At 71.9% G+C, this 25,069-nt stretch carries 21 protein-coding genes and 1 tRNA gene; 11 read left to right on the forward strand and 11 right to left on the reverse strand.

The genetic code is table 11. From position 1 onward, the window contains the following. Window positions 1–62: 62 nt before the first annotated feature. Window positions 63–1,640, reverse strand: a complete 1,578-nt coding sequence (locus tag ACT3T5_RS06080) for a glutamyl-tRNA reductase (RefSeq protein ID WP_444593868.1) — start codon at window positions 1,638–1,640, stop codon at window positions 63–65. 286 nt (window positions 1,641–1,926) lie between these two features. Between ACT3T5_RS06080 and hemE the strand changes: the two genes are divergently transcribed. The 8 genes from hemE (at window position 1,927) to hemL (ending at window position 11,105) form a co-directional block, all read left to right on the forward strand. Next, a complete protein-coding gene (gene hemE / locus ACT3T5_RS06085) occupies window positions 1,927–2,982 on the forward strand; it encodes a uroporphyrinogen decarboxylase (RefSeq protein WP_193118287.1) in 1,056 nt (351 codons plus the stop codon). Then, window positions 2,979–4,535, forward strand: a complete 1,557-nt coding sequence (locus ACT3T5_RS06090) for a protoporphyrinogen/coproporphyrinogen oxidase (RefSeq protein ID WP_444593869.1) — start codon at window positions 2,979–2,981, stop codon at window positions 4,533–4,535. The genes hemE and ACT3T5_RS06090 overlap by 4 nt, the downstream gene beginning before the upstream one ends. 70 nt (window positions 4,536–4,605) lie before the next feature. Next, the gene (hemQ, locus tag ACT3T5_RS06095) at window positions 4,606–5,361 is read left to right on the forward strand and encodes a hydrogen peroxide-dependent heme synthase (protein WP_444593870.1); all 756 of its coding nucleotides are present in this window, start codon (window positions 4,606–4,608) and stop codon (window positions 5,359–5,361) included. A gap of 28 nt (window positions 5,362–5,389) precedes the next feature. Beyond that, window positions 5,390–6,649, forward strand: a complete 1,260-nt coding sequence (locus ACT3T5_RS06100; protein ID WP_444593871.1) for a ferrochelatase — start codon at window positions 5,390–5,392, stop codon at window positions 6,647–6,649. Further along, window positions 6,646–7,644, forward strand: coding sequence for a hydroxymethylbilane synthase (gene hemC, locus ACT3T5_RS06105; protein ID WP_444579529.1), 999 nt, complete (start codon window positions 6,646–6,648; stop codon window positions 7,642–7,644). Before ACT3T5_RS06100 ends, hemC begins: the two co-directional genes overlap by 4 nt. 157 nt (window positions 7,645–7,801) lie before the next feature. Continuing rightward, window positions 7,802–8,539, forward strand: coding sequence for a uroporphyrinogen-III synthase (locus ACT3T5_RS06110; RefSeq protein WP_444579530.1), 738 nt, complete (start codon window positions 7,802–7,804; stop codon window positions 8,537–8,539). Between the two features lie 70 nt (window positions 8,540–8,609). Beyond that, window positions 8,610–9,617, forward strand: coding sequence for a porphobilinogen synthase (gene hemB / locus ACT3T5_RS06115; protein ID WP_444593872.1), 1,008 nt, complete (start codon window positions 8,610–8,612; stop codon window positions 9,615–9,617). 150 nt (window positions 9,618–9,767) lie between these two features. Continuing rightward, window positions 9,768–11,105 carry a glutamate-1-semialdehyde 2,1-aminomutase gene (hemL, locus tag ACT3T5_RS06120; RefSeq protein ID WP_444593873.1) on the forward strand — a complete coding sequence of 446 codons (1,338 nt, stop codon included), beginning with the start codon at window positions 9,768–9,770 and terminating at the stop codon, window positions 11,103–11,105. A gap of 214 nt (window positions 11,106–11,319) precedes the next feature. Here hemL and ACT3T5_RS06125 read toward each other — a convergent pair whose 3' ends face one another. Beyond that, a complete protein-coding gene (locus ACT3T5_RS06125; RefSeq protein WP_444593874.1) occupies window positions 11,320–11,865 on the reverse strand; it encodes a hypothetical protein in 546 nt (181 codons plus the stop codon). A gap of 133 nt (window positions 11,866–11,998) precedes the next feature. Next, complete coding sequence (locus ACT3T5_RS06130; protein WP_444593875.1) at window positions 11,999–13,765, reverse strand: DUF222 domain-containing protein; 1,767 nt, start codon at window positions 13,763–13,765, stop codon at window positions 11,999–12,001. 532 nt (window positions 13,766–14,297) lie between these two features. On the opposite strand from ACT3T5_RS06130, the gene ACT3T5_RS06135 reads away from it, so the two are divergent. Beyond that, window positions 14,298–14,371: transfer RNA gene (locus tag ACT3T5_RS06135), tRNA-Met, on the forward strand. Window positions 14,372–14,400: 29 nt separating this feature from the next. On the opposite strand, the gene ACT3T5_RS06140 is transcribed toward ACT3T5_RS06135, so the two are convergent. Continuing rightward, window positions 14,401–14,952 (reverse strand): GNAT family N-acetyltransferase, encoded by a 552-nt coding sequence (locus ACT3T5_RS06140; protein WP_444593876.1) that lies wholly within the window; start codon window positions 14,950–14,952, stop codon window positions 14,401–14,403. Window positions 14,953–15,126: 174 nt separating this feature from the next. Here ACT3T5_RS06140 and ACT3T5_RS06145 point away from each other — a divergent pair, with 174 nt between their 5' ends. Together ACT3T5_RS06145 and ACT3T5_RS06150 are read left to right on the forward strand one after the other, a co-directional pair. After that, window positions 15,127–15,801, forward strand: coding sequence for a pentapeptide repeat-containing protein (locus tag ACT3T5_RS06145; RefSeq protein ID WP_444593877.1), 675 nt, complete (start codon window positions 15,127–15,129; stop codon window positions 15,799–15,801). Between the two features lie 145 nt (window positions 15,802–15,946). Further along, on the forward strand, window positions 15,947–16,303 hold the full coding sequence (locus ACT3T5_RS06150) for a VOC family protein (RefSeq protein ID WP_193118406.1): 357 nt from the start codon (window positions 15,947–15,949) through the stop codon (window positions 16,301–16,303). 69 nt (window positions 16,304–16,372) lie between these two features. Here the strand turns inward: ACT3T5_RS06150 and ACT3T5_RS06155 are convergent, their stop codons facing one another. The 7 genes from ACT3T5_RS06155 to ACT3T5_RS06185 all read right to left on the reverse strand — a co-directional run bounded on the left by ACT3T5_RS06155 (window position 16,373) and on the right by ACT3T5_RS06185 (window position 24,807). Then, window positions 16,373–16,975, reverse strand: a complete 603-nt coding sequence (locus ACT3T5_RS06155) for a CoA-binding protein (RefSeq protein WP_193118407.1) — start codon at window positions 16,973–16,975, stop codon at window positions 16,373–16,375. Further along, a complete protein-coding gene (locus tag ACT3T5_RS06160) occupies window positions 16,972–18,483 on the reverse strand; it encodes an O-acetylhomoserine aminocarboxypropyltransferase/cysteine synthase family protein (protein ID WP_444593878.1) in 1,512 nt (503 codons plus the stop codon). Before ACT3T5_RS06160 ends, ACT3T5_RS06155 begins: the two co-directional genes overlap by 4 nt. Continuing rightward, on the reverse strand, window positions 18,480–19,718 hold the full coding sequence (gene sfnG, locus ACT3T5_RS06165) for a dimethylsulfone monooxygenase SfnG (protein WP_444593879.1): 1,239 nt from the start codon (window positions 19,716–19,718) through the stop codon (window positions 18,480–18,482). Before sfnG ends, ACT3T5_RS06160 begins: the two co-directional genes overlap by 4 nt. A 106-nt stretch (window positions 19,719–19,824) precedes the next feature. Further along, window positions 19,825–21,927, reverse strand: a complete 2,103-nt coding sequence (gene acs, locus ACT3T5_RS06170) for an acetate--CoA ligase (RefSeq protein ID WP_444593880.1) — start codon at window positions 21,925–21,927, stop codon at window positions 19,825–19,827. Beyond that, on the reverse strand, window positions 21,924–22,844 hold the full coding sequence (locus ACT3T5_RS06175) for an ABC transporter permease (RefSeq protein ID WP_444593881.1): 921 nt from the start codon (window positions 22,842–22,844) through the stop codon (window positions 21,924–21,926). The genes acs and ACT3T5_RS06175 overlap by 4 nt, the downstream gene beginning before the upstream one ends. Beyond that, window positions 22,841–23,878 carry an aliphatic sulfonate ABC transporter substrate-binding protein gene (locus ACT3T5_RS06180; RefSeq protein WP_444593882.1) on the reverse strand — a complete coding sequence of 346 codons (1,038 nt, stop codon included), beginning with the start codon at window positions 23,876–23,878 and terminating at the stop codon, window positions 22,841–22,843. Before ACT3T5_RS06180 ends, ACT3T5_RS06175 begins: the two co-directional genes overlap by 4 nt. Then, the gene (locus ACT3T5_RS06185; RefSeq protein WP_444594015.1) at window positions 23,875–24,807 is read right to left on the reverse strand and encodes an ABC transporter ATP-binding protein; all 933 of its coding nucleotides are present in this window, start codon (window positions 24,805–24,807) and stop codon (window positions 23,875–23,877) included. Before ACT3T5_RS06185 ends, ACT3T5_RS06180 begins: the two co-directional genes overlap by 4 nt. Between the last annotated feature and the right edge of the window lie 262 nt (window positions 24,808–25,069).

The following is a 25,069-nucleotide window of genomic DNA, read 5'->3' on the forward strand; positions in this document are numbered from 1 at the left end:
CGGATCGCACGGAGCCGGATCGCGCCGACCCAGGTCACGGCACTGCCATCCCGAGTTCCGACTCAGGCGTCGCGCCCGCTCCGGCCCGCCAGGGCGGCACCGAGATCCGCCGGGGCGTGGTCGACCGGGCACTGCCCCTCGCGCAGGGCGGCCCGGGCGAGGGCCGACACGGAGACGCCCTCCGACTCTGCGAGGGCGCCGCGCCCGTCCTGGCCGAGGGCATCCCCGACCGCTGTCCCGACGCCCACGCCCGCACCAGCCCCGGCACCGGCACCGGCACCGGCACCGGCGAAGGAGGCCCCGAACACGGGCGGGACGGTGCGGTCCACGCGCATCCAGCCGGCCGGCGCGGCGTCCGCCGGATCGGCCTCGACGTCGGCGGCGCCGCGCCCGGAGGAGATGTCGATCCCGAAGATCGTGTGGAACGCCTCGACGTAGTCGTCCGCGAAGCCGGTCTCGGCGAGGTGGCGGGCACGCTCGGCGGGCTGGTGCATGACCTTCGCCAGGATCCTGCGCACGCTGCGCTCGAGCACGTCGGCCGTCTCTCCGGAGACCTCGCGGCGCAGGCGGTCCACCTCGTCATCCGCGGTGTCGGCGACCTCGCGGCGCAGGGCGGCCATCGCGGGATCGATGCGACGCACCTCCTGCTGCACACGGAACGCCTCGACGTTCTCCTCGACGATGGCGCGGGCGGTCCGCAGCGCCGGATCGTCGCTCGCATCGACGCCGACCTTGAGGTCGGCGAGCCCGAGCACGGTCACCCCCTTGAGGTGGCGCACGAGCGGGTGCAGGTCGGAGCGCAGGGCGAGGTCGAGCACGATGGTGCGGCCGGCCGCGAGGAACTGCTCGGGGAACAGCGAGGTGCCGCGCCCGGAGCAGGACAGCACCAGGTCGGCCTCCCGCAGGGCGACGTCGAGCCCCTCGGGGCTGACCACGTGGGCTCCGTGGCGTTCCGCGAAACCGGCGGCGCGGCCGGACGGCGAGTACACCCGCAGGTCGGTGACGCCGCGGCGGGTGAGCTCGGCGAGCCCGAGCCGCGCATAGGCGCCGGTGCCGACGATGAGCGCGGTGCGGCCCGCGAAGCCGCCCAGCTCGACGCCCGCACGGTCCACGGCGACGGCCGCTCCGGAGCGGCCGGACGCGCCGACGGGGGCCTGGGTGGCGACCCGCTTCGCGCAGCGGAAGCCGTGCTGGAAGAGGTCGTGGAGCATCGAGGTGGTGCGGCCCGCGAGGCGGGCGGCCTCGTAGGCCTGGCGCACCTGGCCGGCGATCTCGGCCTCGCCGAGCACGAGGGAGCGCAGCCCGGACGTGACCTCGTAGAGGTGCTGGGGCACTGGGGTGTCCATCGCGGCGTCGAAGCACAGGGAGACCACGTCGCGCTCGAGACCGCTGGTGCGGGCCACGGCATCGATCACGAGGTCCACGCCCTCATGGAAGCGGTCGGTGTCGAGGTAGACCTCGAGGCGGTTGCAGGTGCTCACCACGACGTGGCCGGCGATGATCGGGGCTGCCCCGCTGGCGCCGGTGCGCTCGGCCTGGAGGGCCTCGATCGCCGCGGGCAGGGTGGGTGCATCCCGGGTGAGGGCGTCGAGCACATCGAGATCGAGGTGCTCGTGGGAGGCACGGAGGGCAGCGAGCATGGCCGCCAGTGTAGGCCTGCCCGCTGGGCTGGATGGCGCTCTCGGATCCGATGTGCACAATAGGTGTGTCATGACACAGAACCCCACGTCAGAGCCATCTTTTGCCGACATCGCGTCAGATTCTTCGCGACGCGTGTCAGATAACGGGATCACCGCAGGCCCGAGCAACGGCACCACCCCTGACGCCCCCACCGCGGCGCCCTTCGAGACCCCCGCGGATCCCACCGCAGCGGGGTCCGCCCTCCCCTCCGAGCACCCCGCCCGGCGACCCGTCGCCGAGGGTGGAGTGTCCGATTCGTCCGTCCTGCGCGAGCTGCGAGGTGACCGAGCAGACACTCCCAGCGTGTGGTTCATGCGACAGGCCGGACGCTCCCTGCCCGAGTACCGCGCCCTGCGCGAGGGCACCACGATGCTCGACTCCTGCGTGCGCCCCGAGATGGCCGCCGAGATCACCGTGCAGCCCGTGCGCCGCCACCACGTCGACGCCGGCATCTTCTTCTCCGACATCGTGGTCCCCGCCCGCCAGGCCGGCCTCGGCGTCGAGATCAAGCCCGGTGTCGGGCCGGTCTTCGACCACCCGATCCGCACCGAGGCCGACGTCGATGCCCTGCCCCCGCTGGGCGATGACTACGAGGCCGCGCTCGACCCGATCCGCGAGGCCGTGCGCCTCACGGTGGCCGAGCTCGGCACCACTCCGCTGATCGGTTTCGCCGGTGCACCCTTCACCGTGGCCAGCTACATGGTCGAGGGCGGCCCCAGCCGTGACCACCTGCGCACCCGCGCTCTGATGCGCTCCCAGCCAGAGGTGTGGGCGCGCCTGGCGAGCTGGGTCGCCGAGCTCTCGGGCCGTTTCCTGCGGGCCCAGGTGCTCGCCGGCGCGTCCGCCGTGCAGCTGTTCGACTCCTGGGTCGGCGCGCTGTCGGAGGACATGTACCGCTCCGGCGTGCAGTCCCACTCCGCCGCGGCCCTCGCCCGCGTGGCCGACCTCCCCGTGCCGCGCATCCACTTCGGCGTGGGCGCCGCGCACCTGCTCACCCCGATGCTCGAGGCGGGCGCGACCGCGATGGGCGTGGACCACCGGCTGCGCCTGGACCAGGCGCTCGACATCCTCCCCGAGGGCACGCCGGTGCAGGGCAACATCGACCCCGCCGTGCTGTTCACCTCCGAGGAGGCGCGCTTCGCCGAGGCCCGCGCGGTGCTCGAGGCCGGGTCCCGCGCGAGCGGCCACGTCGTGAACCTCGGCCATGGAGTCGCCCCTGACACCGATCCGCAGGTGCTCACCGATCTGGTGAGCTTCCTGCACGAGCAGGACGCCCACCAGCTGGGCACGCGCCGGGCATGAGCGAGCGCACCCTCGTCGTCGGCGGCGGACTCGCGGGACTGCTCGCGGCCCGCCGCCACCAGCGGGCAGGGCACCGGGTGGTGCTCCTGGAGGCCGCCGATCCAGTCGGCGGCGCGATCGCCGACGTCCTGGTCACGCAGGACCCGGAGGACAGCAGAAGCACAAGCACCGGCACGGGCACGGGCACGGATCCTGTCGCGCAGCTCGTGCTGAACGCGGGCGCCGAGGCGTACGCGACCGGTTCCGGAGCGGTGGACGCCCTGGTCGCCGAGCTGGGCCTGGCCGATCAGGTCGTCAGCCCGCGCGAGGGTCTGGGCAGCCGCGTGGTCTCCGCTGCCGGAGCGCATCGGGCGCCGGGCGGTTCGCTGCTCGGCATCCCGGGGCGTCCCCTCGCGGCCGACGTCCGGGCGGTGCTGGGCCTGCGCGGCGCCCTGCGGGCGAGCCTCGAGCGCGTCCTGCCCGCGTCCGTCGGGGCCCGCCCCGGTGCGACCGTCGCCGAGGTGGTGCGCACCCGGCTCGGTGCCGCGGTGCTCGAGCGCCTCGTGGCGCCGGTGGTCGGCGGGGTGCACTCGGCGGATCCTGCGACCCTCGAGTTCGCCGCCGCGTCCCCGCAGCTGAGCGCGGGCCTCGCCGAGCACGGCTCCCTCGTGGCCTCCGTCCGGCAGCTGCGCGGCCGCAGCACGGGGACCGCCGGGACCCGCGTCCACACCCTGGCTCCGTCGCTGGCCGCCCTGCCGGCGACTCTGCAGGAGCAGTTCCTCGCCGCCGGGGGCATCGTGCGCACGTCGGTGGAGGCCACCGTGGTGCACCATGACGCCCCTGGATGGCGGGTCAGCACCGCCTCCGGTGAGACCCTCGAGGCGGATCATCTGGTCCTCGCCTGCCCGCCCGACACGGCCCATGACCTGCTGACGGCCGGGCTCGGAGAGCAGTCGGGAGACCCGACCGGCCAGCAGCCGGAGGGCCCGACCGGCCAGCCGAGGGACACGACCGGCACCGTCGCACGGATCGCCTCGGCCATCCCGCAGACCCCGTCGGCCCCCGTGCGCCTGGTGGTCCTCGTGCTCGACGCCCCGGCCCTGGATTCTTTCCCCTCCGGCACCGGCGCCCTGGTCGCCCCCGGAACGGCGGGCGTCCGGGCCAAGGCGCTCACCCACGCGAGCGCCAAGTGGGCGCATGTGCAGCACGCCGCCCGCGAGGCCTTCCCGTCGGCCGAGAGCCCGCACGTGGTACGACTGTCCTTCGGACGTCCCGGCGAGGAGCTCCCGGATCCCGCGGGGATCGTCGGCCTCGCCCTGACTGATGCCTCCCGGATCCTCGGGGTCGCGCTGCCGCGCGAGCAGCTGCTCGCCGCACGTGTGATCGACTGGGACCGTGCCATGCGGCAGCCCCGCCCCGGGCACCGCGCCGCCCTCGACGCGCTCACCGCCGTTCTGCGCGAGGAGCCGTCCCTTCAGCTCGTCGGCTCCTGGAGAGCCGGCACCGGCATCGACGCGATCGTCCGCGCCGACGCCGCGTCGGCCCCCGATCCCGACGCGACCCCGCCCGACTGACCCGACTGACGTGACTGACGTGACCCACCTACGATCCAGCAACTCCCCTGCAGTGGAAGGACACCCCCTGATGAACGAGGCGAAGAACCCGTCGACGGACGCGACCAGCGGCGCGGCGAGCGATCCCGAGCAGATCGCGCAGACCACGCGCTACACGAGCTACACCGTGTTCCGCCGGATCTCCGGCCTCACCGAGGACGGCGAGGTCACCACCGAGCAGATCACCGCTGCGCTCGGCGAGGTCACGTCGCTCATCGAGACGGCCTCCGACGGCGACGTCGAGATCCTGGGCTTCTACGACGTCTCCGGCTTCCGCGCCGAGGACGACCTCATGCTGTGGCTCGCGGCCGACAGGCCCGAGTCGCTGCAGGCCGCGCTGCGCGAGTTCGAGAACTCCCTGCCCGGCACCTGGCTGAACCGCGAGTGGGCCTCCGTCGGCGTGCACCGCATGGCGGAGTTCGCCCGCGGCCACGTGCCGTCGTTCATGGTCCCCGAGTTCACGCGCAAGCAGTGGATCACCGTGTACCCGTTCGTGCGCAGCTACGACTGGTACCTGCTGCCCGACGACGAACGCAACCGCATGCTGCGCGAGCACGGGATGCTGGGCCGCGAGTACCCGCAGGTCAATGCCAACACCGTGGCCGCCTTCGCGCTCGGTGACTACGAGTGGCTGCTCTCCTTCGAGGCGGACGACCTCCACGACCTCGTCGACATGATGCGCCACCTGCGCTACTCCGATGCGCGCCTGCACGTGCGCGACGAGCTCCCCTTCCACACCGGCCGACGTCTCGACTCCCTCGCGGACGTCGCCGCTCTGCTCGCCTGACCCACCTCTTCTTGCGAAGGAACCTTCCGTGACTGACTCCACCACGTCGACGCTCCGCCCCCGCGCCGTCGATCCTGCGTCCGCGACCCACACCCGTCGCGGGGAGCCCAAGCCCTTCGACGCGATCCTGTTCTCGTCGTTCGGCGGGCCCGACGGCCAGGAGGACGTGATCCCCTTCCTGCGCAACGTCACCCGCGGGCGCGGCATCCCGGACGAGCGCCTCGAGGAGGTCGCGGGCCACTACCGCGCCCTCGGCGGCCGCAGCCCGATCACCGAGCAGAACGAGGCGCTGATCGCCGCTCTCGAGCAGGAGCTCGCGGGCCGCGGCGTCGACCTCCCGATCTACTTCGGCAACCGCAACTGGGCGCCCTACAACGCCGACGCGGTGCGCGCGCTGCACGCCGACGGCCACCGCCACGCCCTCGGCCTGGTGACCAGCGCCTACTCCTCGTACTCCTCGTGCCGGCAGTACCGCGAGGACTTCGGGATGGTGCTCGAGGAGACCGGCCTGGCCGACGAGGTGAGCATCGACAAGGTCCGGGTCTACTTCAACCATCCGGGCTTCCTCGAGCCCGTGGTCGACGGGCTCGGCCGCGCGCTGGCGAGCCTCGCCACCGCCGGGCACGACGCCGAGCGCGTCGCCGTGCTGTTCTCGACCCACTCGGTGCCGACCTCGATGGCCGACGCGTCGGGCCCGGAGGAGACCCGCGTCGAGGGGTCCGGCGGCTGGTACGTCGAGCAGCATCTCGCGGCCTGCCGCTGGGTCATGGACCAGCTGCACGACGATTCGCCGGAGCTCCCCGACTGGCAGCTGGTCTACCAGTCCCGCTCCGGCGCCCCGCACATCCCGTGGCTCGAGCCGGATGTCAACGACGTGATCGCGCAGCTCGCCGAGGAGGATGCGGCCGACGCCGTCGTGGTCGTCCCGATCGGTTTCGTCACCGACCACGTCGAGGTCGTGTGGGACCTGGACACCGAGGCGAAGGAGACCGCCGAGGAGAAGGGGCTCGCCTTCCGCCGGGTCGCGACCTCCGGTGAGGACCCCCGCTTCATCGCCGCCCTGGCGGATCTGGTCCAGGAGCGGCTGGACGCGCAGTTCCCGCGCCGCGTGGTCACCGACTTCGGGGGCACGCCGGACGTGTGCGGCGCGAACTGCTGCGTGGGCCGGGTGTGCCGCCCCACCACGAGCGCCGTGGATTCGGCCGACGACGTGGCCCGCGCCCAGGAGGCGCGCGCCCACGAGGAGAAGGCGTCCGCGGAGACGACTGCAGCGGGGGTCTCCTCATGACGGCGGCGCTCTCCGCCCTGCGCCTGGGCACCCGCGCCTCGCAGCTCGCGCTGACCCAGTCCGGGCAGGTCGGCGAGGCGCTCGTGGCGGGCACCGACCATGCCGTCGAGCTGGTGCACGTGAGCACGCACGGCGACGTGGACCGCACCAGTCCCCTCGCGCAGATCGGCGGCACCGGCGTGTTCGTCACCGCCGTGCGCCAGGCCCTGCTGGACGGGACGGTCGACGCGATCGTCCACTCGTGCAAGGACCTGCCCACGCAGCCGCTCGAGGACATCATCCTGGCGTGCATCCCGGCCCGCGAGGATCCCCGTGACGCGCTGTGCGCACGCGACGGGATGACCCTCGAGCAGCTGCCCGAGGGGGCTCGCGTGGGCACCGGCTCCCCGCGCCGTGCCGCCCAGCTGCTGCGCGCCCGCCCCGATCTGGACGTCGTGGGGATCCGCGGCAACATCGAGACCCGCCTGGCCCGGGCGCTCGGGGAGGAGGCCGATCTCGATGCCGTCGTCCTCGCCGCCTCGGGCCTGCTGCGGGTGGGCCGCGGCGACGTGATCAGCGAGCTGCTGAGCGTGGATGTCATGCTGCCGGCGCCCGCCCAGGGCGCGCTGGCGGTGGAGGTCACCACGGCGGCTCTGCACGGTGGGACGGTGCAGACCGCGCCGGCCTGGTTCGCCGAGCGTCTGGCGGCCGTCGATGATCCCGCCACCCGCGCGGCGGTCACGGCGGAGCGGGCGCTGCTGCGCACGCTCGAGGCGGGCTGCTCCGCACCGGTCGCCGCCTACGCGGAGATCGCGGACGGCGAGCTGTCGCTGCGCGCCCTGGCGATCCGGCCCGATGGCAGCCATGTCGTCGAGGGCACGGCGCGAGTCGGCTTCGACCTCGCCGAGGACGACGCCTCGGGCACCGCCTCGATCCCCTTCCTGCTGGGCTCGGAGCTCGCCGCGGATCTGATCGAGCGCGGTGCCGGGGAGATCCTCGCGGCGGCGAAGGCCTGATGCACGGGGGCCCGGAGGGAGGCGCTCTATGAGCGCAGGTGGCAGAAGCGAGTGCGACAGGAGCGAGGGCCCAGCCCCCGCCGTGCAAGCCTCCGCCGGTCGAGCTCCCGCTGGTCGGGGCGCCGCCGGCCGAACCCCCGCCGGCCCCTCCCGGCCGGTGCTGGTCACGCGACCGGCCGGGCGCGGGGACTCTCTGGTCTCCCTGCTCGAGCAGCGGGGAGCCGCCGTCGAGAATCGGCCCCTGACCCGTCTGGTCCTCGTGAGCGGGCCGGAGGTCGATCTGGCCCGCGAGCGCCTCGCGGCCGGGGAGTACACGCATCTGGTCGTCACCTCCCGCACAGCGGTGGAGGCCCTCTTCGCTGCCGAGGCCACGGCGGAGACCCCCGTCGGCGTTCCTCCGTGCACGCAGGTCGTCGCCGTGGGCGAGGGCACCGCGGCGGCGCTGGCCGCGGTCGGGATCCGGGCCGACGTGGTCGCCTCCGGCTCCGGCGCGGCCCTCGTGGAGGAGATGCCGACCACGAGCACGGCTCAGGCCTCCCGGGTGCTGTTCCCTGCCTCCGGCGCCGCCTCGCCCACCGTGCCCGAGGGGCTGCGGTCGAAGGGCTATCGCGTCGACCAGGTGACCGTGTACCGGCCCGAGCCCGTCGATCTCCCGGAGGCCTCCGCGCAGGCGCTGCGCACCGGCGGCTACAGCGCGATGGTGCTGACCAGTCCCATGATTGCGCGCCGTGCGGCGGCGATCGGGATCCACCCCTCCACCGCGATCCTCACGATCGGCGACCCGACCAGCGAGGCGGTGCGTGAGGCCGGCCTGAGGGTCACCCTCCAGGCCGAGGAGCCGACCGACGCAGCCCTCGCCGCCGTCGTCGTGCGAGCGCTCGACCTCGGCCCCTGACCGCCGCTCCTCTTCCCGGATCCCCCGCCCGCTCTTCCACCCGTCCCCTCCATCCGCAAGGAGCCACCCCATGACCCTCCCCGTCGACCGACCCCGCCGCCTGCGCTCGAGCGCCGCCATGCGCTCCCTGGTGCGGGAGAACACCCTGCGCCCGGCGGATCTCGTGCTGCCGATGTTCGTGCGCGAGGGGGCGAACGAGAACAAGCCCGTGAGCTCCATGCCCGGCGTCGTCCAGCACACGATGGATTCCCTGGTGCGCGCGTCGACCGAGGCCGCCGAGCGCGGCGTCGGCGGCGTGATGCTGTTCGGCGTGCCCGAGCACAAGGACGCCGTGGGCTCCGGGGCGACCGACCCCGACGGGATCCTCAACCAGGCTCTGGCGCGCCTGCGCTCCGAGCTGGGCGACGAGACCGTGATCATGGCTGACCTGTGCCTGGACGAGTTCACCGACCACGGCCATTGCGGTGTGCTCGACGCCGACGGCCGCGTGGACAACGACGCCACCCTGCTGCGCTACCGCGAGATGGCCCTCGCCCAGGCCGAGGCCGGCGCCCACCTGCTGGGCCCCTCGGGGATGATGGACGGCCAGATCGCGGCGATCCGTGAGGAGCTCGATGCGGCGGGGCATCTGGAGACCGCGATCTACGCCTACACGGCGAAGTACGCGTCGGCCTTCTACGGACCGTTCCGCGAGGCCGTCGACTCCTCCCTGCAGGGTGATCGGCGCACCTACCAGCAGGATCCGGCGAACGGTCGCGAGGCGCTGCGCGAGCTGGAGCTCGACCTCGCCGAGGGCGCCGACCTGGTGATGGTCAAGCCCGGTCTGCCCTACCTCGACGTGCTGCGCGAGGTCGCCCAGATCTCGCCGGTTCCCGTCGGCGCCTACCAGGTCTCCGGCGAGTACGCGATGATCGAGGCGGCGGCGGCGAACGGCTGGATCGATCGGGACCGGATGATCCTCGAGTCGCTGCTGGCGTTCCGCCGCGCCGGAGCCTCGACCGTGCTGACCTATTACGCGAGCGAGGTCGCCCTCTGGTACCGCGAGGGGCTGCCCGCCCACCTGCGCGAGTTCCGCTGAGACCCGGCCCCGCGCCCGGGGCCCAGCAGCTCCCGCTCCTCTCCAACTCCAGCTCCAGCTCCCGCTCCAGCTTTTCTTCCCTGCCGCTCCTGCTCCCCAGCCGGCCCACCCAGTCCATCTACCTCCCGCGACCTTTCCAGGAGACCCATCATGACCAGCGCTTCCTCTGCCGACCTCTTCGCCCGCGCCCAGAAGGTGATCCCTTCCGGCGTCAACTCCCCCGTGCGCGCCTTCGGGTCCGTGGGCGGCACCCCGCCGTTCCTGACCTCCGCGAAGGGCGCCCTGCTGCAGGACGCGGACGGCCGCGAGTACGTGGACCTGGTGGGGTCCTGGGGGCCGATGATCCTGGGCCATGCCCATGAGGGCGTCGTCGAGGCGGTGCGCGAGGCCGCCGGTCGCGGACTCTCCTTCGGGGCGCCGCAGCCCGGCGAGGTGACGCTCGCCGAGGAGGTCATCTCCCGCATCGCCCCCGTCGAGCAGCTGCGCCTGGTCAACTCCGGGACCGAGGCGACGATGAGCGCGCTGCGCGTGGCCCGGGCGGCGACGAGCCGCGACGTGATCGTGAAGTTCGCCGGCTGCTACCACGGCCACGTCGACGCCCTGCTCGCCGAGGCGGGCAGCGGGGTCGCGACCTTCGCGATGCCGGGCTCCGCCGGCGTGACGGCGTCGACCGCCCGGGACACCGTGGTGCTGCCCTACGGCGATCGGGAGGCCGTCACGGCGCTGTTCGCCGAGCGCGGCTCCGAGATCGCCGCGATCATCACCGAGGCGGCGCCCGCGAACATGGGCGTGGTCACGCCGCCTGAGGCCGACGGCATCGGCTTCAACCGCTTCCTGTCGCAGACCGCGCACGCGAACGGTGCACTTCTGATCAGCGACGAGGTGCTCACCGGGTTCCGGGCGAGCCGTGAGGGCTACTACGGGATCGACGGCCCCACCGTGGCGTCGGATGCCGGGGAGGAGGATACCTGGGCGCCGGATCTCATGACCTTCGGCAAGGTCATCGGCGGCGGGCTGCCCGTCGGCGCCTTCGGTGGCCGGCAGGACCTGATGGCTCTGCTGGCTCCGGCAGGTCCGGTGTACCAGGCGGGCACGCTGTCCGGGAACCCGCTGGCGACGGCGGCGGGCCTGGCGACCTTCGCTGGTCTGGACGATGCGGCCTACGAGACCCTCGGCGCGGCATCGAGCACCCTGCAGCAGCTGGTGGCTGACGCCTTCACCACCGCCGGTGTCCCTCACGTGATCCAGACCGCCGGGACGCTGTTCTCGGTGTTCTTCCGCGAGGAGCCGGTGACGGGCTACGCCGACGCGAAGGCGCAGGACACTGAGGCTTTCACCCGCTTCTTCCACGCGATGCTCGACGCGGGGATCTACCTGCCGCCCTCGGCCTTCGAGGCCTGGTTCGTCTCCACCGCGCACACGCCCGAGATCCTCGATCGGATCGCCGCTGCGCTGCCGGGTGCGGCGGAGGCTGCCGCCTCGGCGTGACCCGACAGGCCCCCGGCTGCCCCTCCCCCGCGGGAGCCGGTCGCCTGGGGCCGAGCGCCTGGCACTCGGCGCCGGGCTCACGGGCTCACGGGCTCACGGGCTCACGGGCTCACGGGCTCACGGGCTCACGGGCTCACGGGCTCACGGGCTCACGGGCTCACGGGCTCACGGGCTCACGGGCTCACGGGCTCACGGGCTCACGGGCCGAGGCTCGTCAGGCCCGACGTGGTGCGCTGCTTCGGACCGTCGCTCGGATCACGGCGCTGAGCGCCATCGCGATGAGAGCGACCAGGGCGAGCAGGCTGACGAGGTGGAGGACCCAGGCCCACGGCGAGTGGTCGGCTCCAGCGATCCCGAACGTGTCGGCCAAGGTCATCCCGGCAGGGAACGAGGCTACGAAGTACGCCGGCGTGCCGAGCATGAGGAGCCCGAGCATCGCCGCGAGCATGAACGCGGCGGGGATCCTGCCACGCCACCCGATGCTCGTGATGGTCCCGGCGAGCAGGGGGCCGAGCGCCAGGACGACGATCATCAGGCCCCACCCCATGGTGTCGGCTGTGTTCCCCACGGTCGCGCTGATCTCCCGCAGCGAGCTGCCGGGCACCGCCGCGAGCGGGTTCAGCACCTGGATCTGAAGGGCAGCGAAGACCGCATATGCGAAGACCAGTACCGTCCCGCCGACCCCGATCCATCGGGATGCCGGGGCCGACCCCGCTCGAACGCTCGATGTGATCGCGGAGGCAGAGAAATACGTGGTCATGGCGTGATCCTGACACTGAGAACGCTCACGGCGAGGGAGAAGCTGTGAAGATCTCGGGGGCGTCCTGGGCGTCACTCCGATGTGGCCGAGCACGTGGCAGAAGTCCCGGCCGAGCGCAGATCGCTCCCGCTGATCACGCAGGTTCCCGTCCGTCGTCGTGCGTGGGTCCTCGACCTCTGCCCGGTATGGGTCCACGGGATCGGTGCCATGGAACGCGACGCCGCGTGCTCACCCGGGTCCTTCGCCTCGCGCCTCGTCGGCGGCGAGAAGAACGGATCTGACGGGCGCGGAAGTAGCGGCGTGCGCCCTTGGGTCGGAAGCCGACACCCCCAGCGCCATCGCCAGGACTGCGGCCCTGCGTGTCGCCGACAGCGTCGGCGTCAGTGCCGGATTCAGCGTGCTCCCCCGGATCCGCGGACCTCTCGGAGTCGCCCGACTCCGAGGAGGGCCCGAACGGATCGGGTGTGGTGGTGCGGGTGACGCCGTTGACGCTGGTCCACGTGACGCTGTGTCCCGTGGAGTTCGCATCATCGTCCCGCTCGACGCTGCGCGTCTGCTCTTCCTTGTCGTTGCAGTAGACGCAGGCACCATCTCCGTTGTCCAGGCAGGTGTGACCGCCTTCCGAGAAGGGCTTGATGTGGTCCGTCTGGCGAATGGGCGCGTCACAGAAGGGGCCACGACAGGTCACGTCGCGCCAGAGGATGAACCGGGCGAGTGCCGGCGGAAAGTCTCGGGCAACAGAGTCCGTGGCGACCAGCTCACCGGTGGTGGGATGCGTGTACAGCCGCCTGAGCTCGGCTCTGGCTGCCGGGCCGTCGGCGCCCAGCGCCTCGTCCATCTCCGCCTTCTTGCTGCTGAGCGCGGTGTGCAGATCCTCCCGGAGGGATTCCGAGGACACCGGCCCGTAGCCTTCGATATGGGCGATGTCCCCGCGGCTGGGGGTGAACAGGGCGCGGTCGGTGACGACCACGCCGATGTCCACGGTCCTCGGCGCCATGCCGTTCTCCCGGCCCAGGAGAGTGTCCACGAAGGTGTCCGCCTGGATGGCTTGATGACCACGGCGGTCTCCCTGAGCCCGCAGCCGCTCCGCCTCGAGGGAGAGGCGCTTGCGGATCGTCGCGGCGTCGAGGGAGGAGAGGCGCGCCGATACGGTCGCCATGCCGTGCTCGCCGGGCCGCACGGTGACATGCCGACGAGTTCGCGCATAGTGATGCCGCCGGGACTCCCCCTGCGGATCCGCTGCCTCGATCTGCCGTGTGACCTCACGCTTCCACCTCTTGGTCCCCGCGCCGTCAAGGGCAGGGAGCCGCTTCGCAAGACCGCGATCCACCTGTTCGCGCTGTTCAGGGGACAGGGGCGCGACAGATGCGGCCGCGCTATGGACCTTCTCGAAGGTCACCTGTCCGGTCACGATGGCCTCGAGCATCTCCGGCATCGACTCGACCATGCGCCGACACGACCCCAGGGTGCGCCCGGCGCCGGATGGGGAACGATGGGTGATCATCGAGATCTCTCGAGTCGCGGCGCGCTCGGCCCGTTTGTCGAGAATCGCCTCTGGGGCGATGGCCGTGATCTCCTGAGCGGCGTTCGCCGCCTCCTGCGCATGGGTCTCGTGACGGATCGACTCCGCGAGGCTCACGAGGGCACGGGCCTCGAGCGCTTCCAGGGCGGACCGCTGTTCATGGAGCCGCCCGACAACAGCGGAGTAGTGCTTCGACGGACGTTCCGGGCCGTCGAGGGCGAACAGGGCGCCCGGTTCGAGAGCGAGCTCGGCGAGGAGATAGGACTGATCTCCGAGCAGCTCGGCGAGAGCCATCGGGCCGTCGACCCGCAGAGCTTCGAGCTGCCGGCGGGTGGGGTCCCCGTAGCCTGCTTCGACATCCTGCGAGTTCGTGTTCATGCCCCTATTATTCCGCTGGGCACAGACAAACGAAAGGGCGGGTCACGGAATGTGGATAACTTCCACGAACTCCCTCGACACTGTGTCTCGCTCGGCAGATATCACTGCCCGCCACCCGACGCCCTCCCCCGGAGGTAACCGGCCATCCCTGCCGAGCAACGGCAATGCGGCACATCGACATCGATACCGTAGCACCAGGTCAACGCCATATGCAACGGCACGTCGCACCGAGGACCGCCTCGCGGAGGAACGCCCCCCGACCCCTCGCGTCTCCGCATTGTGGATAACCCACCACTGGGGAGGAAAGACCCGTAGCGGCTCCTCCAGGAAATAGTCCTCAGCCATCCACCAGCACATTGTGGAAAACCACCCTGTGGGGAGGAAAGATGCTTCCCGTCGAATCCTCCGAAAAACTCCGACGACGCCCCGAGTCAGCGGGAGACGGTTCGTGACAGGATCCTCGACACCGCCGCTCACGAGCCGTCAGGATGGGGCTTCGTCGCCGGGTGCATTCCCTCCGCACCGGGCGTCACGCTCCGTAGCTCAGCCCGGTAGAGCAGCTCCCCCATAAGGAGGCGGTCGCAGGTTCGAATCCTGCCGGAGCGTCGTCGCCGGGTCGCGCGTCGGCAGGCTTCTCACTCACCGGCCAGCCGCAGCACCATCACAGCTCCGCGCCGATCGCCGAGTTCCGTCTCCTCGAACCCGAACGACGAGTACATCCTGCGGGCTCTGGTGTTCTCGCGGCTCACGTGGAGACTCAGTCGGGTGATCCCACGAGAGGACGCGAGCCCGGTCAGGCCCTCCATCAGCAATCGCCCGACTCCGCGCCCCCTCGCCGGCCCCTCGACCGAGATGACCATCTCCGGAACATCCTCCGCAACGAATCCGGACCGATGCGCTTCGTGGGAGAAGAACCGATACCAAGCGGCACCGAGCACCTGCTCACCTCCACGATCCGCCGCCGCCGCGATAACACCTGCGTCACCCGCGACATTCCCGAAGTCGTCGACGTAGGAGTCCGGGAGGCTCTGCGCGGCATGAGCCGCGTACGCCCGCTCATCCCACTCCTCACGCCATTTCCATGCCGCATAGATCGCCCGCTGCAGGGTTCCGAGGTCGGCGGCGGTGGCGACGCGGACATCGACAGGATGGCTCTGGACATATGGCTGCACGGATCCTCCGGTCATGACCCCCACCCTGCCTCTCGACGCCACGAGCTGCGCTTCAGCGTAGGGCACACCTGCTGGTCCGCTCCATCTCTGGTCGTTCGCTCCGTCCCGGCGCAACCGCCCGTCGGCCCCGCCGCGTAGTCTCGGATCTGTCTCCCGCCGCCGCAGGAGGCCCCGCCCCCGATCCTCGAGGTGTCCCCCATCGCACGCCGGAATGCCACCATCAAGAAGCCCGTGCTGAGCCGTCTCGTCCTGCCCGGCCTCGAGCCGGCGGACGCCGATCAGCTCGAGGCCCACGACAGCCACGAGGGGCTCCGGCTCGAGGGGGCGGACCTCTCGGGTCGCGACCTCACCGGCGCCACCTTCACGGAGTGCGAGCTGGTGGGCGTCACGGCGCACACGACCACGCTGACGCACGCACGGCTGATCGAGACGCGCCTGGAACGGCTGAACGCCCCGGTCCTGGACGCGACCCGCAGCACCTGGCGCGACGTCGAGCTGAGCGGATCGCGGCTCGGCGCGCTGGACATCTACGACGCGGAAGTCCGCTCCACCCGCATCGTGGGGAGCAAGTTCGACTGGATCAATCTGCGCGCCTCGACGCTCGAGGACGTGCTCTTCGAGGACTGCACGATCGACGAGCTGGACCTCGCCGGCGTCACCGCCACGCGAGTCGCCTTCGTGAACTGCCGCGCCAGCAGCATCGCCCTCGCCCATGCCCGGTTGAAGGACGTGGACCTGCGGGGCCTCGAGATGGGCTCGATCAGCAACCTCGAGGGCATGTCCGGTGCGACGCTCGACGCCCAGCAGGTCACAGAGCTGGCGCCGGCGTTCGCGAGCCACCTGGGGATCCGCATCGAGGGCTGACTCCCGTCTCTCCCCTCTCCAGAGCCCCGCACGACGCGCACACGGAGTGCCGGAGACGGAGTCCCGGACGCAGACGCTCCGCGTGCACTACGGTGCGAGAACTGCAGGCACCCCGCCGCAGGCACCCCGCCGAAGGAGCATCCCGATGACCGGAATCCGCGCTCTCACCCTCGTCCTCGACGAACCGTCCTCGATCGCGAGCGCCCTGCGCGACGCGCTCGGCTGGACCATCGAATCCGATGTCGGCAGTTTCGCCTCGCTGACTGCGCCGGGCAGCATCCCGCTCTGGATCAACGCCCCGGCCCCGGGCGACGAGACGTCCCGCGGCGTCGTGATCCACATGCACTGCGACGACGTCGACGAGGCGTTCCAGCAGGCGATCGAGCGCGGCGCGCTCGCGGTGCGGGAGCCGGTCGACATGGACTTCGGCGAGCGCTCCGCCTGCGTGCAGATCCCCGCCGCCCCCGGCGTCACGATCGACTTCTCGCGCCCGCTGGGTTGATGCCCACCCCGGGCAGCAGAACGCGGGCCGAGGTGATCCCCGACCCGCGCCTGACTTGCGAGCGTACGCTCAGCCGCGCCCGCTGAGGCGCTGTTTCCGCGAGGTGATCTCGCCCGTGTTGAACCCGGCCAGGTGCAGTCCGCCGTGGAAGCGGGCGTGCTCGATCTTCACGCAGCGGTCCATCACCACGTCGAGCCCGGCGGCCTCGGCGATCGCCGCGGCCTCCTCGTTCCACGAGCCCAGCTGCAGCCACAGCGCCTTCGCGCCGACGTCCACCGCCTCCTGGGCCACGCCCGGCAGGTCGGCGTCCTTGCGGAACACGTCCACCAGGTCCGGCACCACCGGGAGGTCGGCGAGCGAGGCATAGGCCGGCTGCCCGAGGATCGTGTCGGCCCGCGGGTTGACGAAGTACACGTCGTACGGCGAGCTCGAGCGCAGGTAGGTCGCCACGAAATAGCTGGCCCGCGAGGGGTTCGCCGAGGCGCCGACGATCGCGATGCTCTTCGCCCGACGCAGGATCGCCAAGCGATCCGGGGCCGACGGACCCTGCCAGGTGCGCAACGGGGCGCCTGCCTCGGTCGCCCCGGTCTGGCCTGACGGGCCCGACGGGGCTGAGGGAACTGGCGGGACGGCGCAGGCCGAGCCCGCACCCTCCACACTGATGCCGGTCATCGTGCCTCCTCCGTCCGCTGGGCTTCCGTCCGCTGGGTTTCGGTCCGCGGGGTTCCTGTCGCCGTGGTGATCGCCTGGTCCAGGTCCCACAGGATGTCGTCGATGTCCTCCAGGCCCACCGAGATCCGGATCAGATCCGCCTTGACGCCACCGGCGGCGAGCTGCTCCGGGGAGAGCTGCTGGTGGGTGGTCGAGGCGGGGTGGATCACGAGAGTGCGCGCGTCACCGATGTTCGCCAGGTGCGAGGCGAGCTGCAGGTTCGCGATGACCTCCTCGCCCGTCGCCCGCGCTGCCGCGGACTCCTCCTCGTCGCTCGTGAACTCCCCCGTCGGCCGCACGCCGAAGGCGAAGACGGATCCCGGGCCGAGCGGCAGGTACTTCCGCGCCCGCGCATGGTGCGGGTGGGACGGCAGCCCCGCCCAGGTCACGTACGAGATACGCGGATCCTCCTCGAGCCACTGCGCGACGGCCGCGGCCCCGGCGAGGTGGGCGTCGATGCGCTGCGGGAGCGTCTCGACGCCCTGCAGCAGCTGGAAGGCGGACTGCGCGGGCAGCGACGGACCGATGTCGCGCAGCTGCTCCGAGCGCAGCTTGGTGAGGAAGCCGTACTCGCCGAAGTTGTCCCACCACCTGATGCCGCCGTACGACGCGACCGGCTCTGTCATCTGCGGGAAGTTGCCGTTGCCCCAGTCGAAGCGGCCGGACTCCACGACCACGCCGCCCAGGGTCGTGCCGTGCCCGCCGAGGAACTTCGTGGCGGAGTGGATGACGATGTCGGCCCCGTGCTCGAGCGGACGCACCAGGTAGGGGGTCGACAGCGTCGCGTCGACCACGAGCGGCACCCCGTGCTCATGGGCGAGCGCGGAGAGCCCCTCGAGGTCGGCGATCTCGCCGGAGGGATTGCCGATCATCTCGACGTAGAGCACCTTCGTCTCGGGCCGGAACGCAGCGCGGAAGTCCTCCGGATCCGACGAGGGCACGAAGGTGGTCTCCACCCCGAAACGGCGCAGCGTCACGTCGAGCTGGGTGACGGTGCCGCCGTACAGCTGCGCGGAGCTCACGACGTGGTCGCCCACGCCCACGAGCGCCGCGAAGGTGATGAACTCCGCGCTCATCCCCGAGGCGGTCGCGACCGCACCGATCCCACCCTCGAGCGAGGCGATGCGCTCCTCGAAGGCCGCGACGGTGGGGTTGCCGATCCGGGAGTAGATGTTGCCGTACTTCTGCAGGGCGAAGAGGTTCGCCGCGTCGGCCGCATCGTCGAAGACGAACGACGTGGTCTGGTAGATCGGGACCGCTCGCGCGCCGTGCTGGGCATCGGGCGTTCCGCCCGCGTGGAGGGCCCGGGTGCGGAACCCGAAGCTGCGCTCGGGGCTCGGCGCCGGTCCGACCGACGAGGTCTCCGCCGGGGCCGACGAGGACTGCGCCGCGGTCGCCGGGGACTCCGCCGAGGCCGACGGGGGCTGCTGCTCCTGCGCGTGCTGGGTCAGATCGGTCGGCTCGTTCACGCAGACACCCCCACCTTCGACGGGTGGTCCTCGGGCAGCGTCTCGGCGGTCGCCGCGGCGGCCTCCTCGGCGCTCACGCCGGGCACGACGGGGATCAGGTCGGTGTTCAGCTCGGTGCCGCGGGCGCGGGCGAGGTCCTTCTCCTTCTCCCGCACGATCGGCAGCACGTCCCGTCCGAAGGCCGCGGTCTCCTCCGTGAAGTGGAGGTAGCAGGTCAGCAGGAGGTTCACGCCCACCTTCTTGTACTCGATGATGCGGTCCGCGATCTCCTCGGAGGTGCCGATGAGCTGCGTCTTGAAGCCGTCGTTGTACTGCACGAGATCCTCGAAGGAGGAGCCGGCCCACATGCCCTTGCCGTCCTTGGTGGAGGCGCCGGCCTCCTGCACGGACTGCCTGAAGCCCTCGACGGCGGGACGATGCGCCTTGGCGACGATCTCGCGCAGAGTCTCCTCCGCCTCCTTCCGGGACTCGCGCGCGATGACGAAGCCGTTCAGACCGAACTTCGGCGCACGACCGGCCTCCTGGGCGGACGCCAGCACACCGGCGACGTTCTCCTCATAGCCCTCGAGGGTGCGGCCGTTGGAGAAGTACCAGTCGGCGACACGGCCCGCCGTGCCCTGCGCGGCGGTGGAGTTGCCGCCGAAGAAGATCTCCGGGTGCGGACGACCGGGCACGTCGACGGGCTTGGGCGAGAGGGTGAAGTCGTCGATCGAGTAGTACGTCCCGTCCTGGGAGTAGCCGTTCTCGGTGAGCAGACCGCGCAGCGCGGAGATGAACTCCTCGGTGCGCACGTAGCGCTCGTCGTGCTCGAGCCAGGGCAGCCCGAACTTCACGAACTCGTCCTTGAGCCAGCCGGAGACGATGTTCACCGCGGCGCGCCCGCCGGAGAGGTGGTCCGCGGTGATCAGCCACTTGGCGAGCACGCCGGGGTGCCACATCCCGGGGTGGAAGGCGGCGATCACCTTCAGGCGCTCGGTCGCGCCGAGCAGGGCGAGGCTGAAGGCGGAGGCCTCGTGCTGCTTGTCCGCGCCGTAGCTGGCGGCGTAGCGGGTCTGGGTCAGCGCATACTCGAAGCCGGAGTTCTCCGCGACCTGGGCGAGGCGCGAGTTGTAGGGCAGCTGCCAGTCGGTGCGCTGCTCGATGGTGGAGACGACGAGGCCTCCGGAGACGTTCGGCACCCAGTACGCGAACTTCAGCGGCGTCTCGAAGGTCGAAGCGGGGACGGTGGTGGTCATGGGTCCTCCAGGGTCGGGGTGGGTATTCGACGTCAGGTCGGGGTCTGGGTCTGTGCCGGGGTCGGGGTGCGTGGCGCGGTGTCCGGTATGCGCTACGGCAGTCCGGTCAGGGGTGCGGGGCGACGGCGGGGTCCTCCGCGGGGAGCTCGGCGAGCGCCGCGGCCACGGCGTCGACCGCCTCCGGGTTCTGCAGGGATGTGATGTCCCCCAGCGGCGGCGGAGTGCGCCCCGCACGCCGAGCGCGCTCGGCATGGATCAGCTGGGCGAGCAGGCGGCGCATGATCTTCCCGGAGCGGGTCCGGGGCAGGTCCGGCACCTCGATCACGAAGCGGGGCTTGGCGATCGGCCCGATCTCCGCGGCGACCCGGGCGCGGAGTACTCCCGGATCCAGAGCCGCAGTGCCCGAGGGGATCACGGACGACGGGATCACGAACACCGCCACGGCCTGCCCGGTGAGCGGGTCCTCGACACCGGCGGCGCCGACCTCCTGCACGCTCCGGTCCGCGACCAGCGCGGATTCGATCTCGATGGTGGACAGGCGGTGCCCGGAGACGTTCACGACATCGTCCAGTCGGCCGAGGATCCAGAAGCAGCCGTCGGCGTCGACCGTGGCGGAGTCCCCGGCGACGTAGTAGCCGCCGTGCTCACCGCACCCGGCGTAGTCCGCCCAGTAGGAGTCGCGGTAGCGCTCGGGGTCGCCCCACACGGTGCGCGCCATCCCGGGCCAGGGCCGACGGGCCACGAGCGTGCCGGCCACGCCCACAGGCTGCTCGGCGCCCTCCGCGTCGACGACGGCCATGTCGATGCCGGGCAGCGGCACGGTCGCGGAGCCGGGCTTGAGGGTGGTCACGCCGGGCAGCGGCACGAGCATCGAGGCGCCGGTCTCGGACTGCCACCACGTGTCGATGATCGGCAGCTCGCCGCGGCCGAAGGTGCGGTGGAACCACACCCAGGCCTCGGGGTTGATCGCCTCGCCGACAGTGCCCAGCAGGCGCAGGGAGGACAGGTCGTGCCCGGTGGGCAGCTCGTCCCCGAACCAGCTCATGAAGGTGCGGATCAGGGTGGGCGCCGTGTAGTAGACGGTGACGCCGTAGCGCTCGATGATCTCCAGGTGCCGCTCACGGGTGGGCTCGCCGGGGGTGCCCTCGTAGATGACCTGCGTGAGTCCGTTGGAGAGCGGACCGTAGATCTCGTAGGTGTGGGCGGTGACCCAGGCGAGGTCCGCGGTGCACCAGTGCACGTCGTCGCTCGTCGCGTCGAAGTGCGCCCAGTGCGACCACGAGGTGTGCGTGAGATAGCCGCCGGAGGTGTGCACGAGGCCCTTGGGCTTCCCGGTGGTGCCGGAGGTGTAGATGATGAACAGCGGGTGCTCGGCGTCGAAGCTGCGGGCCTCGTGATGCTCGCTCGCGGCACCCACGCTCTCGTGCCACCACACGTCGCGGCCCGGGGTCCAGGCGATGTCCTGGCCCGTGCGACGCACGACGAGCACGTGCTCGAGGTCGGGCAGATCGCGGGCGGCGTCGTCGGCCTGGGATTTCACCTCGACGGCCGCGCCGCGACGGAACTGGCCGTCGGAGGTGACCAGGAGCTTCGCCCCGGTGTCCTGCAGGCGGAAGCGCACCGCCTCGGCGCTGAACCCGCCGAAGACCAGGGAGTGCACGGCGCCGATCCGGGCGCAGGCGAGCGAGATGACGATGGTCTCCACGAGCACGGGGAGATAGACGACCACGCGGTCGCCGGGCACGATACCGAGGTCCGTCAGGGCATTGGCGGCCTGGCTCACGCGGCGCTGGAGGTCCTCGTAGGTGACGGTCTCGCGGTCCCCCCGCTCTCCCTCGAAGTGCAGGGCGACCTTGGTGCCCCTCCCGGCGCGCACGTGGCGGTCCACGCAGTTCTCGGCGACGTTCAACCGTCCGCCGACGAACCAGCGGGCGGCGGGGACGCTCAGCACGCCGGTCGCGGGATCCGTCGTCGGCGGCTCCCACTCGTGGGCGGTGTGCCAGGGCTCGGCCCACTCCAGGCGGCGCGCGGCGGCCTCCCAGAAGGCGGTGGGATCGACCGACGCCGTGGCGTAGATGCTCTCGTCCACGTTCCAGGTCCCCTCGAGCGCGGGGTCCGGCGCGAAGGCGCGGGTCTCGACCAGTCGGGTCTCGGTCCGTCGGTTCTCGGTCCGTCGGTTCTCAGCCAGCCGGGTCTCCGTCGTGCTCATGTCCACCTCCGCAGCAGCTTCTTCTCGGCGATCCCCAGCAGGGCGTTGGTGAGGCTGCCCAGCAGGGCGAGCAGCACGATGGCCAGCAGGATCCTGTCCACCCGACCGGTCTGCTGGGAGTCGTTGAGGATGAAACCCAGACCCATCGAGGAGGCGATCAGCTCGGCGGCGACCAGGAACAGCCAGGCCTGGGCGAGCGCGAGGCGCAGCCCGGAGACGACCGAGGGCACCACGGCGGGCAGCTGGATCGTGCGGAACAGCGACCAGCCGCGCAGGCCGAAGCAGCGCCCGGCCTCGACCAGGTGGGGGTCGATGTGGCGCAGCGCGGCGGCGACGGTGGTGAACACCGGGAAGAAGGCACCGATCGCGATCAGCGTGATCTTCGATTCCTCCCCGATCTGCAGCCACAGGATCAGCAGCGGCACCCAGGCCAGCGAGGGCACGGCGCGCAGGGCGGCGAGCGTGGGATTCAGCAGCGCGTCGCCCGCGCGGGACAGGCCCACGACGGCGGCGACGGCGAGGCCCACGACGGAGCCTGCCGCGAAGCCGATCAGCACCCGCTGCACGGAGATCGCGATGTGCAGTCCCAGCTCGCCGCGCTCGAGGAGCTCGACGCCGGCCTGCACGACGGCCCACGGACCGGGCAGGCGGTAGGCCGGGACCAGCTCGGCGGCGGTCGTGAGCTGCCAGGCGAGCAGGATCAGCAGGGGCAGCACGGCGCCGGCGGCGAGGCGCACGCCGGTGCGGTCCCAGACGGTGCGGGGAGCGGACGGAGCATCCGCTCCGGCCCGGCCGGTGCCCCCGCCCGTGCTCCCGTCGGCGCGACGGGTGGCGTCCAGCGCCTCGGCCTCGGCGGTCCGCCCGGCGGCGCTCGCGGCGTCGACGACGAGGGCGACGCCGGATCCCGGCACGCTCATTGCTTCTCCACCGCGGCGGTCGCGAAGTCGGCGTGGAGGATCTCGCCGCGGGCCTTCTCCACGGCCTCGGCCCCGCCCTGGACATCCCCGGAGTCGGAGAGCATCAGGGAGATCGCCTCGAGCACGGCGAGCTGGTCCTCACCGGGCACTCCGGAGACGTCGAGGTTCGAGCGCTCCTGGATCACGGTCGTGGCGACGGCGAGGTCGATGCTCGCGGCATCGGCCAGAAGCTGCGCGGTCTCCTCGAGGTGCGCGAGCACCCAGGTGCGGGCCTGCTCGTAGGCATCCACGACCACCTGGGCGACGTCCGCGTGGTGGTCGATGAAGTCCTCGGTGGCGTTGAGGAAACCATAGGTGTTGAAGTCGACGTTGCGGTACACCAGCTGCGCGCCGGACTCCTTCTCGGCGGCCGCCATGATCGGGTCCAGGCCGGACCATGCCTCGACGCTCCCGCCCTCGAGGGCCGTGCGGCCGTCGGCGTGCTGCAGCGGCTGGAGCTCCACGTCGTCGACCCCGAGCCCGGCCTCGGCGAGCGTCTGGACCAGGAAGAAGTAGGGGTCGGTGCCGGGGGTGGCGGCGACCGGTCGGCCCGCGAGGTCGGCAGGGCCGGTGATGTCACTGTCCGGTCCGACCACGAGGGCGGACCACTCGGGCTGGCTGTAGATGTCGATGACCTTGATCGGGGAGCCGTTGGCGCGCGCCAGCAGCGCGGCCGAGCCGGCCGTGGAGGCGACGTCGGCCGATCCGGACCGCAGGAACTCGTTGGCCTTGTTGGAGCCGGCCGACTGCACCCACGTCACGCTCACGGAGCTGCCGAGGGCGTCCTCGATCAGCTTCTGGTCACGCACCACGAGGCTGAGCGGGTTGTAGGTGGCCCAGTCGATGGTGAGGGTGCCGGTGCTCCACTCCCCCTCGCCGCCCGCGCTCGCGGTGTTCTCGGACCCTTCGCCGGGCACGCAGGCGGCCAGACCCATCCCGGCCATCGCCGAGAGGCCGAGGGCGGTGGCGGTGCGGCGGCTGATGCGAGGGCTCATGAGGGAATCTCCGTGGTGGTGCGAGAAGTAGTGGGGGTGCGAGTGGCGGTGGTGTGCAGGCTGGCGTGGTCGAGCTGGGGCGAGTGCACGCCGAGGCCGGCGAGCAGCTCGACGCGGAGCTCGGCCAGGGAGCGGTCGGCGCGGTCGCGGGGGCGGGCCCCGGGCACCTCGAGGGTGCGGGCGATCGAGTCGGCGCCGGGCTCCTCGAGCAGGGAGCGCAGCAGCAGCACCCTGTCGGCGAGGTAGAGGGCCTCCTCGACGTCGTGGGTGACGACGAGGACGGTGGTGGGCTCGGCGGCGTGGATCTCGAGCAGCAGGTCCTGCATGCGCAGACGGGTCAGGGCATCGAGCGCCCCGAAGGGCTCGTCCAGCAGGAGCACCTCCGGGCTGCGGGCGAGCGCGCGGGCCAACGAGGCACGCTGGGCCATGCCGCCGGAGACCTCCCGCGGACGCTGGGCGGCGGCGTGCTCGAGGCCCACGAGCTGCAGCAGCTCGCGGACTCGCTCACGTCCTTCACGCCGTCCGGTGCTGCGCGGCAGCCCGAGGGCGACGTTCTGCTCGAGAGTGCGCCAGGGCAGCAGGCGCGGCTCCTGGAAGGCGACCGCGGTGCGGGGGTCGGTGCCGCGGACCGCGGTGCCGCCGAGGCGGATCAGGCCCTCGGTGGGGGAATCCAGACCGGCGACCAGGCGCAGCAGGGTCGACTTCCCGCAGCCCGAGGGGCCCACGACGGCGAGGATCTCCCCGCTGGGGAGTTCGAGGTCCAGGCCCCGCAGCACGTCTCGGGTCCCCTGCGACGAAGGGAACGAGCGGGCGACCGCCTCGAACCGCACCCCGCTGCGGGGCGTCGATGAACCCCCGTGACGTTCCGGGGGGCCGGAGCGCGTGACAGGTGCGGAGTCGACATGCACGGTGCTGGTCATGCCTCGCATCATGGTGGCGGACACGCCGACGATGCCAGCGCGGCGTCATAAGACGAAACATTCGCGGCGGGTAGCCCCGCTATGCACCGTCACCCGGGTTCATGCACGAGATCTGGGACACATTCGTCGGCCCGGTCGGCCCACGGTGCGTCGCGGATCGGGAGAGTGGTGCCTCTGAGGGCGGGCCGGACGGGTCGCAGGGGGTCGACGCGACGCACCTGTCGGAACGATGCGGGACACCGCGAAACGGGTGCGGGGCGGCGCGGAACGA

Source organism: Brachybacterium sp. AOP3-A1-3 (assembly GCF_052378285.1).
Taxonomy (GTDB): Bacteria; Actinomycetota; Actinomycetes; order Actinomycetales; family Dermabacteraceae; genus Brachybacterium.